This window comes from Larkinella knui (assembly GCF_003858645.1).
Taxonomy (GTDB): domain Bacteria; phylum Bacteroidota; class Bacteroidia; order Cytophagales; family Spirosomataceae; genus Larkinella; species Larkinella knui.
The window spans coordinates 582,444-602,668 of record NZ_RQJP01000003.1 but is presented as its reverse complement, the minus strand read 5'-3'; the positions used below and the strand labels follow the sequence as shown (position 1 = coordinate 602,668).

At 50.2% G+C, this 20,225-nt stretch carries 15 protein-coding genes; 9 read left to right on the top strand and 6 right to left on the bottom strand.

The features are described from left to right. Positions 1 to 159: 159 nt before the first annotated feature. Positions 160 to 1,044 carry an SDR family oxidoreductase gene (locus EHT87_RS16560; RefSeq protein WP_124907767.1) on the bottom strand — a complete coding sequence of 295 codons (885 nt, stop codon included), beginning with the start codon at positions 1,042 to 1,044 and terminating at the stop codon, positions 160 to 162. Positions 1,045 to 1,156: 112 nt separating this feature from the next. On the opposite strand from EHT87_RS16560, the gene EHT87_RS16555 reads away from it, so the two are divergent. From EHT87_RS16555 to EHT87_RS16540, 4 genes are all read left to right on the top strand, one after another. Beyond that, positions 1,157 to 1,534 carry a winged helix-turn-helix transcriptional regulator gene (locus EHT87_RS16555; protein WP_124907766.1) on the top strand — a complete coding sequence of 126 codons (378 nt, stop codon included), beginning with the start codon at positions 1,157 to 1,159 and terminating at the stop codon, positions 1,532 to 1,534. 671 nt (positions 1,535 to 2,205) lie between these two features. Next, complete coding sequence (locus EHT87_RS16550; protein WP_185716250.1) at positions 2,206 to 3,603, top strand: serine hydrolase domain-containing protein; 1,398 nt, start codon at positions 2,206 to 2,208, stop codon at positions 3,601 to 3,603. A gap of 421 nt (positions 3,604 to 4,024) precedes the next feature. Next, positions 4,025 to 4,852: an alpha/beta fold hydrolase gene (locus EHT87_RS16545; RefSeq protein WP_124907764.1), complete on the top strand. Its 828-nt coding sequence runs from the start codon at positions 4,025 to 4,027 to the stop codon at positions 4,850 to 4,852. 67 nt (positions 4,853 to 4,919) lie between these two features. Next, positions 4,920 to 5,384, top strand: a complete 465-nt coding sequence (locus tag EHT87_RS16540) for a hypothetical protein (protein ID WP_124907763.1) — start codon at positions 4,920 to 4,922, stop codon at positions 5,382 to 5,384. Positions 5,385 to 5,591: 207 nt separating this feature from the next. On the opposite strand, the gene EHT87_RS16535 is transcribed toward EHT87_RS16540, so the two are convergent. From EHT87_RS16535 to EHT87_RS16515, 5 genes are all read right to left on the bottom strand, one after another. After that, a complete protein-coding gene (locus EHT87_RS16535; RefSeq protein WP_124907762.1) occupies positions 5,592 to 6,041 on the bottom strand; it encodes a CHRD domain-containing protein in 450 nt (149 codons plus the stop codon). 224 nt (positions 6,042 to 6,265) lie between these two features. Continuing rightward, complete coding sequence (locus EHT87_RS16530; protein WP_124907761.1) at positions 6,266 to 7,204, bottom strand: hypothetical protein; 939 nt, start codon at positions 7,202 to 7,204, stop codon at positions 6,266 to 6,268. 400 nt (positions 7,205 to 7,604) lie between these two features. Then, complete coding sequence (locus tag EHT87_RS16525) at positions 7,605 to 9,047, bottom strand: family 43 glycosylhydrolase (protein WP_124907760.1); 1,443 nt, start codon at positions 9,045 to 9,047, stop codon at positions 7,605 to 7,607. Between the two features lie 41 nt (positions 9,048 to 9,088). Next, positions 9,089 to 9,847 carry an acetylxylan esterase gene (locus tag EHT87_RS16520; RefSeq protein WP_124907759.1) on the bottom strand — a complete coding sequence of 253 codons (759 nt, stop codon included), beginning with the start codon at positions 9,845 to 9,847 and terminating at the stop codon, positions 9,089 to 9,091. A gap of 257 nt (positions 9,848 to 10,104) precedes the next feature. After that, positions 10,105 to 10,350, bottom strand: coding sequence for a hypothetical protein (locus tag EHT87_RS16515; protein WP_124907758.1), 246 nt, complete (start codon positions 10,348 to 10,350; stop codon positions 10,105 to 10,107). Positions 10,351 to 10,712: 362 nt separating this feature from the next. Between EHT87_RS16515 and EHT87_RS16510 the strand changes: the two genes are divergently transcribed. From EHT87_RS16510 to EHT87_RS16490, 5 genes are all read left to right on the top strand, one after another. Then, the gene (locus EHT87_RS16510) at positions 10,713 to 11,276 is read left to right on the top strand and encodes an RNA polymerase sigma factor (RefSeq protein ID WP_124907757.1); all 564 of its coding nucleotides are present in this window, start codon (positions 10,713 to 10,715) and stop codon (positions 11,274 to 11,276) included. Between the two features lie 66 nt (positions 11,277 to 11,342). Continuing rightward, positions 11,343 to 12,431, top strand: a complete 1,089-nt coding sequence (locus EHT87_RS16505; RefSeq protein ID WP_124907756.1) for a FecR family protein — start codon at positions 11,343 to 11,345, stop codon at positions 12,429 to 12,431. Positions 12,432 to 12,636: 205 nt separating this feature from the next. Beyond that, positions 12,637 to 16,086, top strand: coding sequence for a TonB-dependent receptor (locus EHT87_RS16500; protein WP_185716249.1), 3,450 nt, complete (start codon positions 12,637 to 12,639; stop codon positions 16,084 to 16,086). Positions 16,087 to 16,119: 33 nt separating this feature from the next. After that, complete coding sequence (locus tag EHT87_RS16495) at positions 16,120 to 17,568, top strand: RagB/SusD family nutrient uptake outer membrane protein (RefSeq protein ID WP_124907754.1); 1,449 nt, start codon at positions 16,120 to 16,122, stop codon at positions 17,566 to 17,568. Between the two features lie 40 nt (positions 17,569 to 17,608). Then, complete coding sequence (locus EHT87_RS16490) at positions 17,609 to 20,224, top strand: glycosyl hydrolase-related protein (RefSeq protein ID WP_229321130.1); 2,616 nt, start codon at positions 17,609 to 17,611, stop codon at positions 20,222 to 20,224. The last annotated feature ends 1 nt before the right edge of the window (position 20,225 follow it).

The following is a 20,225-nucleotide window of genomic DNA, read 5'->3' as shown; positions in this document are numbered from 1 at the left end:
CTATGACCTAAGCCTCCGAAATAATAAACATATAAAAAAATGAGTGCAATTCGTTAGTCGCGAATTGCACTCATTTTTTAACAATTAATTTGTGTCATCTCCTTTCAGTTACCATCATGAGGGAGAGCTGGTAAAATGGATAATTTATGGGGGTACGGTTTAGTTTTGGGCATACGTTCGGCGAATAAATTGCTGCACTGTCGTTGGTTTTCGTCCCAAAAAGTTTGCTAAGGTAGGGTCCTCTACATCCATTGTCGCTTGTGATAAAGCCACAGCCCACATGCTAAATATACCAATGTATTGATCAGGAACACCCACACTTTTTAACGTCGATTCAAATTCGCTGACCGAAGGCGATTGGTAGGAGACGTCTTTCCGCAGGACACTGGCAAATTCACGAGCGATATCGGTAAATGAAACCGAAGCCGTATTGGTCAACTGGTACACCTGGTTCAGGTGACCGTCCGTAGTCAACACGTGCGCTGCGGCTTCGGCCAATTCCTCACGAAGTACATAGCTGGCTTTACCATCCCCGGCAGGAAAGAAAATGGTGCCCGTCTCGGCAACCTGTTGGCCAGAAAAAATAGGTATCATCTCCTGATACATACCGTTTTGAAGAATGGTATAAGCAATCCCGCTGTTCTTTAGAAAGGCTTCCGATTCAACATGCGACTGTTGAAAGGCAGCGATGGCGGAATGCTCAAAGTCCGGTTTTCTGACAAAAGAGGTGTAAACAATGTGATTAACCTGAGCCTCTTTTGCGGCTTTGATCACATTGATGTGATGCGCGGTTCGGTTTTCGACAGCCTGCCGGTCATTACTCGATACCAGCAATAGCTTATCTACGCCCCTAAGCGCATCCATGAGTGAGTGGTGATTGGAGTAATCGCCCAGTCTACTGGCAATGCCTTTTTCTTGAAGCCCTTTGGCTTTGGCTGCATCTCGCACTAATGCTGAAATACCAGAAGGGTTAATTCCTTTTTCTAGTAAATGGTCAATGGCCTTGGTGCCAAATTGACCGGTTGCACCTGTAACTAAAATCATGTTCCGTTTATTTAATGACGCACAAAACTACAGTAGCAACTATACTAAATATACTTTATTCTTATAAATTAGCAGTATACTTTTGTATACTGCCTACGTTAAGTTACTAGTTATGAGCAAGTTTAAAGATTTTGTTGGGGAAGAGAAGGGCCCACAATGTCCACGAAGTTACATTCTGGCATTAACCGACACGCTCAATGTAATCCAAGGGAAGTGGAAGCTGCCCATCATCGCATCGCTGCTGCGGGGTATGAATCGGTTTAAAGATTTGCTGGCGAGTAGCGAAAAGATAACGCCGAGAATGTTGTCAAAGGAACTTAAAGAGCTTGAAATCAACGGTATTGTGCAGCGGATCGTGTATGATCAGACCCCTGTTCTGATTGAATACCGGCTAACAGAATCCGGCCGAGACATTGCCACGGTGATCGATTCGATGATCGATTGGGGGATGCTCCACCGATCACAGCTTATGCCGACAAAGTCGCAGTAGGAGAAACATGCTTATTCGGCGAAACAGTAACCAGGAATAGATTTACTCAATAACTCCTTGGTAATTTTTAGCTCAAATAATGCTCGTGGCTGTTGCACAACCATTTTGTGACAGAGGCTGGCCTCAAATCTGATCGCCAATTGGTCCAGAAATTAACAAATTAATCGAGGTAATGGCTTCAATCACCTTCAGCTGCCATCTGTCAGATGGCCAGTTAGAGTTGTGCAACAGCCACGAGCATTATTTGCGACAGAGAATGTTTCAATTGTCATATTTGTTGACAGACAAATTTCCATATACTTGTGAACTGACGTGTTGACCCAAACTAGGCTCGTCATTTCCATTGAGGTGTGATCGGTTCAGAAAGCCATGAAATTGCTGATCGAGCCCCCTGCTCTTTATCTCTTTCTAACCACTAAAAACCCTATTGCCCGGTGAGTTCTCTGGGCAATCAGGTTTAATTTGACTACCTCAAGTGCTCTTGGATTTTTCGGCGCTGCCTTCCTCAGTATACAGAATCTTTAGGCTTTCCGGATTTGTTTTTATTCGCCGTAACCTTTTAAAGCAAGGAGAGTTTCCAGCACCACCACTAAATGGTGTCAGCACTAGCTATGGGGCAGCAGAAACCGCTTTGCTTTTTTACATGTATCCTCCTGGCATTGGGTTCAGCAATGGCCCAATCCAAGACCGGTCAACTGGATCAATTTATGCAGCAATACCATAACCACCAGCTGTTTAATGGGAATGTGCTGATCATAGAAAAAGGGAATACGGTTTTTTCAAAATCGTATGGCTTGGCTAGCCTGGAATGGAATCAGGCGCATCAGGCGGATACGAAGTTTCGGATTGGCTCCCTTACCAAACAATTTACCGCCCTGTTGATCATGCAGCTAAAAGAGCAAGGCAAACTTGACTTGCACCACAAAATCACCCACTACTTGCCGTGGTACCCAAAAGAAATTGGCGATCAGATTACCATCCATCACCTGTTAACCCATTCGTCGGGGCTCATCAATTATACCAACCAGGCAGCGGCCATTGATGATATCAACACCCACGCCTATTCACCCGATGAAATTGCCCGAAAATATTGCGTTTCCCCGCTTGAATTTGAACCCGGTACTCAATTTCGGTACTGCAACACGGGCTATTTTTTATTAGGGGTCATTATCGAAACACTGACCCGGAAAAGGTACGTTGACGTACTGCGGGAAAACATTCTGCAACCTGCCGGAATGACGCATTCTGGTATGGATTCCCCGGAAGCCATACTGACGAATCGGGCTGAGGGCTATAGCTATACATTTGACGGGTTTGCCCATGCCAGTTATATTAACCCTGCTACGGCCACCTTTTCGGCCGGGGGGATGTATTCGACCGTTGGGGATTTGTCTTTGTGGCAAAAAGCCCTGAGCGAAGACAAACTGGTCACCAAAGAAAATAAAGCGATCATGTTTACGCCGAATCGGGGCAACTACGGCTATGGGTTTTACATCAACCGACTGCCATCGGGTCAGCCAGGTCAAGTAACCACCGTCATCGGGCATAACGGCAGTATTAGCGGTTTTTCCTCGAGTATGCTGCGGTATTTGGAGGATGATATTCTGGTAATCCTTTTAGATAACACGCGGGCTGAACGGCGTGGAAATTTGGAAAACATAACGCTGGGCCTGGTCCATATTCTTCTCCATAAATCAGGGGTCCCATTGGTCGAATCGATGCAGGTAGCAATAACTGAACGGGTCCATAAGAGCAGTGGAGCCGACTTAATTGCTTATTATAAGACGATGAAAGCCCAGAAGTCAGTCTATGATGTGTCTCGTGCCGAATCCATTTTAATCGATTTAGGAAATTTTTTGGCGCAACAAGGGCGAATCAACGACGGGCATACCGTATTGCAATTTGCAACGGAAGAATTCCCAAGCTCTTCGGGTTGTTATTCGGCCTACGCAGCACTGCTCGTCAAAGAGGGGCAACTCCGTGCAGCCAAAGCGATGTATCAACGGGCTCTTGAATTAAATCCGGTTAATGAGCAGGCCGTTATTCAATTAAAAGCTCTGCAGCCCTAACCATTTAGCAAACCAGACCAGAGAGCCTATCAGGCCACGCAGATTCAGCCAGGATCTCCATTGAAGCTGTGGTGAATGGCATTTTATTAACGGCCGAGAATAAAATGGGCTGTCCATTTACCCCTGCATCCACCAGATGCAATACCACGGATCGCTGGCTACCACTTACCTTCCCTTTAGCAAGGTGACTTAGGAAGTAAACGGTAGGTGATCCGATAAGAAACGACCCCATTAAAATAAGTGTCCAAAAGCAAGGGATTACCTAAAGTGATCCATTGATTTTTTCGTTTTCTATTTAAACCAAGTTATTTATAACGAAGCACTTGCTAAACAGTCGGTTGGCGGTCTTTGTTTTATCCCTGGGGCATCCTGTCAACCCGACTCACAACAAGACCAGAATCATTCAGCCGCATCGAAAGACATGAATGAAACCCAGAACCTACCGCCTACCGAAAGTGGCTATGCCGACGTAAATGGGCTGCAACTGTACTATGAAGTGTACGGGGAAGGCAACCCCCTTGTACTGCTGCATGGCTCCTACATGACCATACCCCTGAACTGGTCGCATATCATCCCTCTGCTGGCTAAAGGCCGCAAAGTTATCGTAGCGGAAATGCAGGGCCACGGCCGCACCCGGGATATACCGCGCGCAATTAGTTATGAAGGCATGGCCGACGATGTAGCCGGTTTGCTCGGGTATCTCAACATCGATCAGGCCGACATCATGGGCTATAGCATGGGTGGTGGCATCGCCTTTCAGGTAGCCGTGCGCCATCCGGAACAGGTACGCAGGCTGGTGGTGCTGTCGGGCACCTATGCGCATGACGGATGGTGGCCCGATGTAGAGGCCAGTTATGCGACGTTTACTCCCGCTATGTTCATGGGCACTCCGATACAACAGCAATACGAGAGCCTGGGCCATGATCCGGCCCATTTCCCGGAATTCGTCAAGCGAGTAATTCAGATTGACCTGAAGCCCTATGATTGGTCGAGGGATGTAAAAAACCTACAAGCTCCCGTATTCATGGCTATTGGCGATGCGGACGGGGTACGCTATGAACATGCCCTGGAGTTGTTTCGCGCCAAAGGCGGTGGCAAGATGGGTGATCTCCACGGGCTGCCCAAATCGCGGCTGGCCATCCTGCCGGGTACCACGCATATTGGCATGATGCAGCGGACGGATTGGCTCGTACCCATGATTACTGATTTTCTGGAATCTGATTTAAAACCAGAACCCCCTACCTTTTAAGAAGGCAAACTGGACTCAGAGGAGGGGGCTCTACACGGACGACTATACGACCAGCCCTAACACGATAATGAAAAAGCACGGTGTTCATAAAGCACAAATCCCCAATCCTGCCTTGAAAGGATTCGGCAGCTTAGTCGGTGAATGGAAAACGGCTAGCACCCACCCCGCTGTTCCCGGCAGAGTTTTGGCCGGAAAAGCCTCCTTCGAATGGATTGAGGGCGGCGCCTTTCTGAGGTGGTATCTGGAGGTAGAAGAAGAAGGTTTTCCGGTTGGCATTGGCATCTTCGGTAGTGACGATGCAACGGGCGAATTTTTCATGCTCTTCTTTGATGAGCGGAAGATTTCAAGAAAGTATGCGGTTTCGGTCGAAGACAACGTAGTAAAGTGGTGGCGAAATGTCCCTGGATTTTCGCAACGCTACCGTTGGACCATCACGGATAAGGGCAATACCATCATTGGAAAAGGGGAATTGTGTGAAGACGGCAAAACGTGGAGAAATGATTTAGACCAGGTATTTATCCGAGTGAAGTAGTGTGTATAACCGTGAAACAGCTCTACACAAACAGGTTCAAAGTATTTCAGTAGTATACCTATTTTTGAACGGACATGTTGAACCCAGAGGGTATCTTTTTCTCCATAGAGACATGATCGGTTCAAAAAGCTATATCTTTTTGAAATGCTCCCAAAACGACCTGTTAGACCTACTAACGGGCCATTCACTTTTGGCAGAATGGTTATTTTATTGTTTTATGACCTCTCCGCGAATTTCACCAGCAGGATAGGCTACCGTGTGCAGATCAACATAGTAAAAGCCTGCCACCAGACTGTCAACTTGAGCCTGCCGAAGCGGAAATGTGGTTCCTGTAATACTACCCGATGTGTTACTCCCCGTTGCAATAATAATATCAACCAGACCCGTGCCGTTTACTCCTGAAGCCTGGTGCAAGTGAGCCACTACGGAAGGGGCCGATAAATCCGTATAGGAAAGGGAATAGGCTAATATATTTGTTGTTAGATCCAGTTTACCCGTAAACAGACCCGTAGCCGCCGTAGGGATCGCTAATGGCTTCACCGTTTTGCCATCAAGCGTAGCTTTCAGGGTAATGGATGTATTTTGGTGATCTTGACATGAAAGCAGGATAAACCCTAAAATGAGTAGAGGGAATAGGGGCATTTTTTTGAGGTTCATAGATAATAGGGTTTGGATATGCATGGATAAATTTACATTATACAAGTTAATCTATTGTATTTTAGATTAATAACCAAAAATAAATGCACTTTTTTAGCTAAAAAGCAGTATAAACACCGGTCGAGAGTATTTTGCCAAAGTCAATATAGTGTGAAAAGCAGGACGTGATTAATGAATAAGCCTGAGTGGGAGTTTCCCTCAAACGGTCTGGTACAGAAATGGGGCTACTCAATTTCGCCGGGCTTTTGAAAAATATAGCTGTTCTGCTTAGGTAAGATTTTATCTAACCAGCTCATCTGCTGAATGGTCAGGGTGGTAGCCCCCTTTTTGAGCGAATCGAAGGAAATACCGGGTTGTCGAATCAGTAATTCCCGACTGGCTAATGGTACACCCAGACTACTACCCCTAAAATCGTAAGTCGTGCAAACGCAGATGAGCGTATCCGTTTGAAGCCAATCGTGGTTTTCTCCCCACAGACCACAATTGAAATGCCGATAGCCGATGGCCTCTCTTCGACCGTTCCCATTTTGGTAAACGCCCATGAAAAAATGGAGTTGGGGAGTCGCGCCACCGATAAATTCAATCCAACCGGCGAATTCCATCGCTTTCCAGTAGCGTTCAAAGGTCAGATAACCGTCTTGATCGGAGCCTATCGTCCAGGCAATCCGGTTGAAAATATAGGGATCCTTTTTTCCCCGGGCTTCATTCGTCCGATTATAGCTGTACCAATTACCGATGATGCCTTTGGCCAACGTAGAACGATGCGCTCTTTTTCGAACGATATGCCCTTTGGGAAGGGCGGAGGATTGTTTCGTAAACAATAGCCAACTGAGGATTACCAGCATACCGCCCGTTCCAATGATAATTACTTTCATCCAACGGACGTGAATCCGTAAACGCTGATTGGTGGCCGTCAGGCTTTGAATGGTGCGTTTAGCGTCATCGTCAGCTTTTTCGTTTTCATGGTGTACAGCATGCCGCTCCGACTCATGGGCAATTTTATACGCGTTGAAATCCAGATAACCCAGCGTTTTGGCCAGTGCCAGAAAGAACTCCGGATTCGCATTGATATCAGCCTTTTTCTTGAGGAGATTGTCATAATGATTCCGGTAATTACTCCCACTAAATCGGTGTCCGGTTTTCAGGGCGACATAGTCCGGCAACCGCTTTTTACCGAGATGGGGCTAAATTTGGCCCATACTTCCTCCCTTTGGCATTGCGCATATTACCCAACATGGTAGATATAGCCATCTGGGCATTCCACCGAGAAAAGGACCGATATGTACCGGTGAACGGATCACGGACTATCATCAAGGCCAGCCAACAAGCGGGTGGACCCTTAAAGTATACCGAGTTTGCGGAAGTAGGGAACTGTCTCAATCCTGGCTTGAACACCAAGCCCGGCATACGGGCCTGGCTGTTTACTCAGAGACGGACGAGCCATCCGTAAAGTAGCTTTAATCCCACGTAATAACCGTTACTAAATATTCAGCATCGAACAGAACGATGAAGGAAGTAACACCATGAACGAGCCTCATAGCAACAACGTTGTAAAGATTATCCTTAGTGATCCCTAAAATTCCATTTAGAATTATCGCTGTTAAAATCAAATTCTGCTAATGTCGGTGTGCTATCTCCGGACGAAACCAGCGCGAGCTTCTTTCCTGAATTTGGTACTACCTTAGGCATTATCCGGTAGGTGCCATCCGTCAATTGATCAATTCGCCATAGCTGTTCGGGGGCTCCGGTAAATGCCGGTACAGTTAGTACTTCTGCTTCGGCAGTTGCTGCCAAGGCCCGATCGGTTCCTGCCAACACAATTTTGTAATAGGGGCCGCCTAAATAGCCGGTCGTATCAGGAGCATCGGTAATGGTCCATTGTTGATGGGGACGGGCCATGTAGTCTCCTATTCTCACATTAATAGTCCCGGCTGGCCAGGTTTTCATGACAGCAGCCAGCTGCTGGGCCGGAACGGGTTTTATGGGTTCATTGTCGGGTTGGTTAAATCTCCTTGGGGTAACGGGCATTCTGGTGAAATCAACGGCCAACTCTAAGCCGTATCCTCTTCGTACGGATTCAATTTCATACGTGCCCTCCTTAAACTTCGCACCGGCAACAGGCCAGCCATCTTTCCAAACCACAGGAAGTATGCCTAACACGCTTCGACCGCCCTGCTCTAAATCAGCTTCATAATGGATAGACATTTTTTCAACGCCTTGCTCAAGAATGATATGGCCGAAATGCCCGGGGCCAATTAATCCTCCGCGCGTAGCAACTACCATTTTACCACCTCCTTCCAACATGCTTCTGCCTACATTATCGAGGTAGGGACCCGTTATTTTTTTGGATCGGCCCACCACCACATTGTAGGTCGAGTTGGCTCCATCGCAACAACTGCCGTGCGTGGCCAGCAGGTAGTACCAACCATCGCGGTAGACTAAGGTGCTGGCTTCACATACGATGGCTACATCGACAGGTTTATTACCTGCTTTGAGTTTTCCGGTTTTGGGATCTAATTCGATCAGGCGGGTGAAGCCAAAATAGGTGCCGTAGGTTAACCACAGACGCCCGGTAGTAGGATCCAACATAACGCCGGGGTCAATAGCGTCATTCTCTTCATAGCCATCCGAAGTGGCCACGACAATCGGTTCAGAATATTTAAAATCAGAGGATTTTGGGTCCAGTGTCTTGTTCCACATGGTCAGGATGGCGCCTTTGTGGTTGGGCGAACCACCGGTTGCGCCATAGATGACCAGGTAACGATCCCCAATTTTGATCACATCAGGGGCCGCTCCGCCACCTGGTCTCACCCCGCCCCCATGCCAGGTCCAGCCATCATTGGAAATTAAGCCGCCCCCGCCCGTGCCAAAGGTGTAATACTTGCCTTCACATTCAGCGACGGTTGAGGGATCATGGATAAAGGGTTTGCCGATCTGTGCTACTCCTGGTTGTGTTATCAATAAAGCGAATAGGGTTGTAAGGCCGGTTACGTTCCTTCTTTTCATGTACTGATTTGTTTTGATTAGCTTTAACAGGCGGATACATTTTATTCGTAACGGATAGTGAGGTTCTTGACGGGCGATCCTTTTTCATCTAGAAAACGAACGCAGAAATTAGCCATACCCGGTCCGTTTATGACGGCCCCGCGGATGATGTTCCTTCCCTTTTTGAGCGTTAAACGGGCTGACGTACCATTATCGGCAATCATATCCCGATCACCGGAAAGCAGCAAGGCTTCCTGGCCGTTCAACCACCACTGGCTGCCGGAATTACATCCGGCAGCCAGCCTGACGTTTTGGATTTCTTCGGGGCTATCGATGACTGTGACCAGCCAGACAAGTATTCCGTATCTCGGTTTGTTAATGGCGTAGGTGAAATGGTATAGATTAACGTTGAATGCCTTGCTGTCCAACGCATACCACTTCAGGTCCTGGTTTCCCACTTTTACCATTTCGCCATTTTTGGGGACGGCGGTGTAATCGCTGGAAAAGTTATCGGTTGCAAATGCGGTTTTGAGGTAGTGGTCCGTGAAAATATTGTTCCTGACAATATCTTTCTTCACCGGTTCCAGCACTAGCCAGCGTTGAATAAACCCCTTGGCATCAGGTGCTTTTTTGGCAGCTGAGGCCAGTATGAAGTGTTTGGATAGGGTATGTGTTGTATCGCCTTTTATCGGTATGGGGGGGAGCGGTATTCTTTGTTGCGGACCCATCCCCTGAGCAAAAGCGGTAAGGCCACTTATTGGTAAGCCTGATAAAACGATAAACGATATCAACGGCAATAGGTATTTATATTTTCGGTTCATAATCTATGCCTTTGGGAATGAGTATTGTTTTCAAATAAAGCATAGTTTATGGAAATCTACTAAACGAAGCGGTGGTGCTTACCACTATTGAAGAGTGAAAAAATAGTGATTGATGAATAGTCCCATCAACGGGTCGTCTATCACTACCGACCGCTCCGACGGCCAGGATAGAAAAACAGTCGGAGCGCCGAAGCAACCCTATGTTTACGCTCCAACCGTTGCAATCATACAGAACTTGCTAACTTTTATTGGAGAATTCAGGCTTTCAAAAACAGGTTTGTAGTCGTTAAACGTAATCTCTTGGAATGCTCCATTTTAAGACGAAAATCGGCCAGCAACCCGGCAACCGACCCCGACACATTGAGCTGCTGACAGAACAGCAGCGCTTCATTGCCGCACATGGAAGCATTAGCCACCACCGTGTAGGTGTGGCCGGGAAGCATAGCCGCGTGTTGAGCTAACTGAAGCAGCCAGTGTCTGAGTTGCTTACCCTTGTCGTTCATACCATTGATTCTTACGTTTTCTTTGTCCCTAAAACAGTCCTTTTTTATTAAATTGGGAATCAATCAGGCTGAACACGGGCTCGTGTCGGCTGAGAGGGCCAGGGCAGACGGATCGTCCGGTACCTGGAAAGAAGCGTACGATCATTACGGCCTCCCCGGATCACCCCACACTGAGCTTGATGTGCTGCTACCGATTACTACAAAATCACGCTTGCCATGCAACCAACCCTGTTTCGGGAGTTTATCCGTTTCGATGTTGACTCACCATTTCTGTATAGGTTAAAACTTTAGCAAATTTTTTCAGTACAGAAGTGCTATTCCCTTCTATTGTCAGTAGTAAACTCGTCCAATTCTAACCCGGTATGCCCAATGACACCGAAGTAGCGGAACTTTGGCTGGCCTTCAAAAAAGGTGATAAGGGAGCATTCGGTAGTCTCGCAACGGTATTCTATAAAACCCTCTATAACTACGGCACGAAGCTCACCACCGATTATACCCTGGTGGAAGACTGCATTCAGGATTTGTTTCTTGAAATGTGGAAACGAAGGGAATTTTTGGGCGAGACAGAACACGTACGGTTTTACTTGCTGAAAGCCTTGCGCAGAAAGCTATTTCTGGAAAAGAAAACCAGTGACAAACGGCTGCACCAATTCATTGAAAACACCGACGACATTGATTTTATCGGCGAATTTTCAATTGAATCCCGCATCATCGAACTGGAAACAACGGAGCAGCATCTGAAGAAACTCAATCAGGTTCTGACCCAGCTCAGCAAACGGGAAAGGGAAGTGATTTACCTCAAATTTTATCAGGAACTGGACTACGAACAGATTGCGAGTCTGATGGCCATTAATTACCAATCGGCCCGAAACCTGATTTACAATGCTCTAAAAGGCCTTAAAAGTGCCTGGCAACATGACGGATAATTTTTTCAAAAAATACCAGTACAAGGAGGAGGTTTTCACCTGTTGTTAGTAGAAACCGATTGCATCATGGACTATATCCACTATAGCGCTGAAGATTTTATCGTTGACGACTATTTTCGAAAATGGGTAAATGGTCAGCTACCTCAGGAGGACACCTTCTGGCCGGAATGGGTTAGGCATCATCCGGAGAAGGAAGCGTTAATCAGTCAGGCCAAATTCGTTTTGAAAGCCCTGGAAATGAAGCACATCCCCATTACCGATGCAAAAGTCAGTGATAAAGTCCGGCAGATGCTGGAAGAAACCGACGCGCAATTGACTGTAGAACGTTCGTTTTGGGCCACAAACTGGTGGAAACTGGCCGCTGCGGTCGTTTTGGTTTTGGGCATAAGCGGGTATTTTCTAAACCAGAAGTTGCTCAATCCCACGCGGTATGATGAGCTGGTGATGGCGCAGGCGAATCCAACCATCGAGAAGGTTAACAACTCGAACCAGCCGATTAAAATCAGCCTCAGCGATGGTTCGATCATTACCTTGCAACCCAAAAGCAAGCTGAGTTATCCCGAGACGTTTGCTAAAGAAGCCCGAACGGTTTTTTTGTCGGGAGAAGGTTTTTTCGACATTGCGAAAAACCCCCGGAAACCGTTCCTGGTCTATGCCAATGAACTGGTCACCAAGGTACTGGGAACCAGTTTCTCGATTCGCGCTTTTGAAAAAGACAAAGACGTGGTCGTGAAGGTGTTTACGGGCAAAGTATCCGTGCTGTCGGGGAAGGAAGCGGTGCATACCGCCAGCCAGCCCTTCAGCCAGACCGATGGGGTTATTTTGATGCCCAACCAGATGGTGATCTACGAACGGACGCCTGATAAGCTGACAAAAACGCTGGTTGAAAATCCGAAAATGATCGTTCCGCAGCCAATCGATTCCAATCCATTTAATTTTCAGAATACGCCCGTTTCCCAAACGTTTGAAGTCCTGGAAAAAGGCTACGGGGTTCCGATTCTTTACGACGAAGAAGTACTGAAAAACTGTACGGTTACGGCCCCTCTGGGCAGTGAATCGCTGTACGAAAAACTGGATATTATCTGCAAAGTGATCCGGGCCACCTATGAAGTCGTGGATGCGCAGATCATCATCACCAGTAAAGGCTGTAAGTAATACCCGCACCAGGCCGAATACGCATCAAAAAAAATAAAGGCCCGGCCATGCTGTAACATGATCGGGCCGGAATAACCCCCAATCGTTGGCACAATTACTTGCTTTTCAGGCAAGGCGGGGGTGGTTTGTCCTGTATTTTTCACCTACAAAACGGAGTAAAGCTATGAAGAAAACGTTTAGAAATCATGCTTTTTGGATTAACGCCATGAAAGTGACATTTACGCAGGGGCTGCTGCTGGTTTTGTTTACCAGCATGACCTACGCCGTCGATTCGAAAGCGCAGGTGTTGAATAAAAAAGTATCGCTCCGAATCGAAAACCAGGAGGTGGCCGTGGTACTTCAGCGGTTGGAAAAACTGGCCGACATTAAGTTCGTTTTCAGCCCGCAGGTGATTAAATCGGGGCAGAAAGTAACCATATCGATTGAAAATGAGCGGTTTGGAATGGTGCTGGAGAAATTGCTCCGCCCCCTCCATATTCAATACGAAATCGCGGGAAAATACATCCTGCTGAGCGATTTTCGGGCGGAAACTACCGGGCAGATCCTTCCCAAAGAGCCGGAAACGGAACTTGATCGGGTGGCCGATGTGACGGTGAAAGGCGTCGTTACGGATGCCGAAAAAGGGGAGGGCTTACCGGGCGTCAGTGTGGTTTTGAAAAACTCCCAGAAAGGCACGACCACCGACAGCCGGGGCAACTATTCGCTGGCCGTGGCCGAAACCGGTTCGGTGCTGGTGTTTAGTTTTGTGGGCTATCTGCCTCAGGAAGTTACGGTTAATAACCAGACCGTCATTAACATCCGTCTGAAACCCGATACGAAGTCGCTGAGCGAAGTGGTCGTGATTGGCTACGGGGCGCAGTCGCGGAAAACCATTTCGACGGCCATTTCCAAAGTGGAAGGCAAGTCGATTGCCAACCAGCCCGTCAGCACACCCGGCGAAGCCCTGGCCGGTTTGTCGTCGGGCGTGCAGGTGCAGTCGGGCCGGGGCGGTTTTCCCGGCGAAGCCCCCACGATCCGGATTCGGGGCATTGGCTCACTCGGTACCAACAGCAATCCGCTCTACGTCGTGGATGGGTATCCCTTGCAGGAACCAAGCCAGTTTAACCTCATCAATCCGTCGGATATCGAGTCGATCGAAATTTTGAAAGATGCCGCTTCGGCTGCCATTTACGGGTCCCGTGCGGGCAACGGCGTGGTGATCGTAACGACCAAACGGGGGAAAGCCGGCAAAACCAGCTTCAATTTCTCGGCCTATACCGGCCTGCAGCAAATTGCCAAAAAAGTGGACGCCCTGAACCGGGATGAATACCTTGATTACATCAAGTTTGTTGCCAGAGTCCGAAACCAGGCCTATCCATCCATTTTTGATACCAATCCCCAGAGTCTGCCCAACACCGACTGGCAGGATGCGGTTTTCCGGCAGGCCCCCATTTCCGAGTACCAACTCTCGGCGTCGGGTGGCTCCGACCGGGTGCGGTATGCGGTTTCGGGGGCTTACTTTACGCAGGAAGGTACCATGAAGGGAACGTCGTATGATCGCTACAACCTGCGGTTTAATCTCGATGCGGACCTGAGCCCCAAACTCCGGATTGGCGTTTCGGTGGCGCCTTCGTATTCGCAGCAGTTCCGGCAACCCGCCGGCGGGCCCTACAACAACGCGACCGGCACCGAGATTTCCGGCGGGCGGGCGCTGCCCAATCCGGTTACCTCGGCCACGCTGATGCCCGCCGTGATTCCGCTCTACACGGCCACCGGCGATTACGCCCAGAACTTCGACGGTGTGCGGAACGACGATGGCTCTTCGTTTTTTGCCGATAACATGTTCAGTCCGCTGGCCATTGTTGAACTGAATAAAAACCGGCTTCGCAATTACCGGCTTTTTGGTAACGGGTTTCTGGAATACGAGCCCATCAAGGATTTGAAAATCAGATCGTCGCTGGGGTCGACGCTGAACCTGGAAGATGGATACGCCTACGTTCCGGCCACACTGGCCAATCAGTTGGCGCCCCGCGCCAATGCGTCCAACCCGGTTTTTGGGCAGATTTTCGCCCGCGAAACCCAGCAACTCGCCCTCGACTGGCTTTGGGAAAACACCGCCACCTACAGCAAAACCGTTGCGCAAAATCATAATTTCACCGTGCTGGCGCTGTATTCGCTCCAGAAATTCCAGTCGAAATTTACCGGAACCAGTGGCCGAACCGGTACGTTTACCACGGATTTGCTGACGAATCCGCTGGCATCGCCCGACCGCGTTGGCGAGTTGCAATACGACCAGAATGCCTTTTTGTCGTACGGCGGGCGGGTTACCTACGATTTTAAAAGCAAGTACATTCTGTCGGCGGCTTTGCGCCGGGATGCCTCGTCGCGGTTTGGCCCCAACAACCGGTTTGCTACTTTTCCTTCTTTTTCGGCGGCCTGGCGTCTGACGGAAGAACCGTTCCTGCAATCGCTGAAATCAGTCGTCAACGAACTGAAAATCAGGGCTAGTTATGGCGAAACCGGGAATGCCAACATCGGCAGTTTTACATGGCTGAACTCGGTCGTGGGCCGTAACTACAGCTTCGGAGGACAGCGGACGTTCGGGTACGCCCAATCCGGTTTTGCCAATTATAATCTGACCTGGGAGCGCAACCGGCAAACTGATCTGGGCATTGAAGCCGGGTTCCTGAATGATAAATTTTCGCTGGCGGTCGATCTGTACGATCGGACCACCACGGGCATGCTTTTTCAGAAAGACCTGCCCGGTATCGTCGGCTACGCCAATACGTTCCGGACGAATCTGGGCGAACTCCGCAACCGGGGCGTGGAAATTACCGGGAAAGCCAACCTGAAAATCAACCGCGTTTTCTGGACCATCGACGCCAACCTATCGGCCAACCGGACGAAGGTGCTCAATCTGGGCGGGCCGCAATCGCTGCCGCCCCAGTCGGCGGTGTTTGGCTGGAACAACGTCTTTCAGATCAAGGTGGGCGATCCGCTGGGGTACATGTATGGCTACCAGGTGCAGGGCATCTTCAAATCACAGGACGATTTGACCCGGTATCCGCAGTGGGTGAACGGCGACAAGGTGGGCAACTGGATTATCAAAGACCAGAATGCTGATGGCAAAGTGGATGAAAATGACCGGGTTGTGATCGGAAAAGGCTTTCCGAATTTTATCTACGGCGTGACGAATACGTTCCGCTACGGCGGTTTTGACCTGAGTCTGCTGGTGCAGGGCGTTCAGGGAGCCAACCTGATCAATGGCAACCTCCGGCATCCGGCGGGCAACATCGACTACGGCAGCATCAACCTGTTTTACAACAACATGTTCGATCCGGCCAACCCAAACCGGGAGGTGACGTTCCACATGCCGGGCGCCAGCGGGGTCAACATCGGCAACAACCTGACCGACCGGGCGGTTTTCAATGGCTCGTTTCTGCGGGTTCGCAACATCACGCTCGGGTACACCATTCCCGCGACGGTTTTGCAACGGATCAAACTTCAGACGGCGCGGGTGTTTGCCACCGGCCAGAATCTGTTCACCGTCACCAAATACATCTGGTACAATCCCGAAGCCAGTCTGAACGGCGATTCGGTGTATCAACCGGGGGTGGATCAGGGGACGTATCCCGCCAACCGGACGGTTACGGTGGGCGTAAACATCGGATTTTGAAACGAACAGTCAGACCATTAAACGACTAACGAAATGAAAACATACTACCGCCTGCACCACACGTTTCTGATGGCCGGTCTGGTTTTGATGACCAGCAGTTGTGGCGAAAAATTCGTCGACCTGACTCCCCAGGATGTCATTCCGGTTCAGCAGTTTTATAAAACCGAGTCCGACATTCGGTCGGCCCTCACCGGAACCTACGGAAACCTGCGGGGCATTTACAACAGCTTCTGGCAATATACCGAGTTGCCTTCCGACAATACCCAGTCGTTTCCGGAAAGCGAGGCCGGTTCCGGCGAATACGACAAACTGACCTGGCGTTCTACCTCCACCGGTATTTCGACAGCCTGGAACGACGCCTACCGAACCATTGCGGGGGCCAATGTGATTCTGGCGCGGATCGAGGGGGTGACGATGGACGCGACGCTGAAAAACCAGTACATCGGCGAAGCCAAATTTCTGCGGGCCCTGATGTATTTCAACCTGGTTCGGATGTTTAACGGCGTGCCTTTGATTTTGAAGGAAATCGCTACCGAAGCCGAGTCATACACGTTTTCGCGCAACACAACGGCGGACGTGTATGCCCAGATCGAAAAAGATTTGCTGGACGCCGAAAAAGTGCTTCCTGCCCGCTATACGGGCGTCAATGTGGGCCGGGCCACGGCCGGAGCGGCCAAAGCCCTGCTGGGGAAAGTCTACGTTCAGGAGAAAAAATACGCCGAAGCAGAAACCAAACTGGCCGAGGTGGTCAACAGCGGAACCTACCGGATTCTGCCCAATCCGGCGGATGTGTTTGGCGTCGGGAAAGACAACAACGACGAGATCATTTTCGCCGTCCAGTACGTCAGCAGCGGTTTTGGCGAGGGCAACTCGTTTGCCTACACCTTTGCGCCGGGCAATTCAGGAACCCAGTTTGTGGGTGTCACGGCAGGCGGCACCAACATCGGCACGCAGGATTTATACGATGCTTTTGAACCCGGTGACCTGCGTCGGGAGGCTTACCTGGGCGTTTATAAATTTGGCACCAACCCCAACATCTATTATTACGCGAAGAAATTCGTCTACAAAATTACGCAACTGAACGAAGGGGAGAACGACTGGCCGGTTTTGCGGTATGCCGATGTGGTTTTGCTCTATGCTGAAGCGCTCAATCAGAATGGCAAAACACCCCAGGCGCTGACGCAGGTCAATAGCATCCGCAACCGGGCGGCTCTGGCCAGCCTGAGCGGTCTTTCCCAGGCCAACGCACAACTGGCGATTGAGAAAGAACGACGCCTGGAGCTGTGTTTCGAAGGACACCGCTGGCATGATCTGATTCGGTGGGGAAAAGAGGTATCGACCATGCAGGCTTTCAAGGCGAAGTACACTCCGCTCGACATTGCCCTGACCAACATGAGCGTTACGGCCGACCGCAAACTGTTTCCGATTCCTTTCCGGGAAATCAGTCTGAACTCAATTTTAACCCAAAACCCGGGATATTGAACCCCGAATCCGTTTTACAGTGGAACAACCTCCCACATTTGTGCGATACTTTCTCTTTTTTACGCTGCTTTGCTTTTCGGCCGCAAACGCCCAGCCGGTGAAACGCCTGTATCTGGCCAATGACGATCACACCGATTACATGTGGACGGCCAACGAAGCCAACTACGACACGGCTTTTGTCAAGATGCTTGATTATTACCTCGACCAGATCGACGCCACCCGGTCGAATCCGTCCGATTTTCAGGCACGGTTCAATTGCGACGGCAGCTACTGGCTGCGGGCGTATCAGAAATACCGCTCACCGGCCCGGTTTAACCGGCTCATTGCGGCCATCCGGTCCGGCCACATCGGCAGCCCGTTGAACACGCTGGTCAGCACCTATGGTGCCCAGCCGACCGAAGCCGTACTCCGGGGTATGTTTTATGCCGGGCAACTGGAACGCGCTTACGGCCTGCGGTTTACACTGGCCGAAGCGATGGAAAACAACACCTTGCCGTTGGGATTAAGCTCACTGTGGGCCGGGTCGGGTGCGAAATATAGCTGGAAAGGCATTGGCGGCTACGGCAGTCAGATGACCTACGAATACCGGGCCAACCGCCGTCACCAGTTGTACCGCTACACCGGTTTGGATTCGTCCGGCGTGTTGATGAAATGGTACCGGTATGACGGTCGGCCCAAAGCCCACACGGCGTTTGGAGGCTATGCGGAATGTCGGCTGGTCATTAAATCGGTCAATACGATGAAGGAACTGCGGCAGATTGTCAACGGGCTGGATGCGATGTGTGATACGATCTCCCCAAATTCAGCGTATCCCTATAATGTCGCCGGCGCGTTTGGATATGGTCACGACGACCTGAATACCTATGTGTCTCAGCCTTTTGTAGATGCGGCCAAAGCCGAAACGACGCCCACCCGAAAGGTGCGGGTTTCGAACGAGGAAGACTTTTTTCAGGACGTTGCCCGGAGTTACCCAAAGCTGCCTTTCGAATCGGTAAGCTACGGCAACGAGTGGGATCTATACTGTGCGTCGATGAACGAAACCACCGCCCAGGTTCGCCGTTCGACCGAAAAACTCCGGGCTGCCGAAGCCCTGGCGTCGCTGGTGGCCTTGAAAACCCCCGGTTTTGCCAGCCGCCTGACTACCGCCCGGAATTTGGCCTGGGAGTCGTTCGGGATGTATTGGGAACACAACTGGACCGCCGACGGCCCGGTCAAACAGCCGGTGCGGGCGCAGTGGCAGATCAAAATTCAGCGGCAGATCAGTGGGTATGTCGACTCGTTGTTTTTGCTTTCGGCAACAACGCTGGGCAGGCAAATCCGCCAGACTGCAAACCCCCGGTTTTATGTGTTCAATCCACTGAACTGGAGCCGGAGCGATGTCGCGGATTTTGCTTATGCCGGTTCGGGTTCCATTCAGGTGGTCGATGTTTCTACCGGAAAAACCGTTGCCAGCCAGTTGATTACGCAAGAGGGGAAGCGGTTTCTTCGCATCTTCGCCGAAGGGGTGCCGTCGGTGGGTTACAAAGTTTTCGAGATCAAAACCGGTCCATCGCCCTCCTTGCCGGTGGCCGCTGCGGTTGTCGGCGAAACCATTCGAACGGCCCGGTATCGCATTCGGCTTAGCCCGTCGGGGGCCATCACCGACCTGTACGACAGTCTGGCCAACCGGCAACTGGTGAAACCGATGGATGGGAAGTACCTCAATGACCTGGGCGCTCCGAACGTCGACGAAGGCAGCCCGGTTGTGGTCGAAAACGCGGGTCCGGTGTCGGTGACGTTGAAAGCGGTTTCGCCGGTTCCGGTGCCGCACACGGTTCGGGTGACGGTTTTTGCCAACAGCCGGGACGCCGGAACGCCCCGCATCGAGATCGAGAACCGGATTCAGGCTAATTTCAGCGACGTAAAAACCTGGGCGTTTTCGTTTAATCTGAACCAGCCAACCACCCGGCACGAAGAGCTGGGCGCCATTCTAACTGCTAAAAAAGAAACGCGGGGCGGTCACTACGCGGCTCAGAACGCCCGACTCGACTGGCAGACCTTCAATCACTTCGCCGATTTGAGTGAGAGAAATTATGGCGTGACCCTATCGAATCTGGATTGTAGTTTTTTTAAATTGGGACACAGTACGGTCGATTCGCTCTGGGAGCAATCTCCGCAGTTGAATGCGCTGGCCGGTGGGCAGGTCGATACGAAGCGGGAAGACCAGGGCGTGCTGGGCATTTTTGGACAGAATGGTCAAACCAATTTTTTGTATCAATTTGCCCTCCATCCGCATCAGGGTGATTTTGAGCCGGTTGTTGCCATGAAGTTTGCCCTGGAACACCAGAATCCGCTGGTAACGGGAGCCGTAACGGGTAACCGGAATTCCGATCCTCAGTCAACCTTTTCGCTGTTGACCACCAGCGATCCGAATGTGCTGCTCTGGAGCCTGAAACCCAGCGAAGACGGAATCGGAGCGGGGTTGATGGCCCGGTTCTGGAATTTCAATGGAAAACCGGTGACGCCAACCATAACCGTAGCAAAACCGATTCGCCGGGCGTGGAAAACCACCCACATCGAAACCAACGAACAGCTTTTGAAACCCGACAACCACACCTTGCCGATCCGGTTTGCCCCGCATCAACTCAACTCGTACCGGCTTCAACTCGCTAACTGAT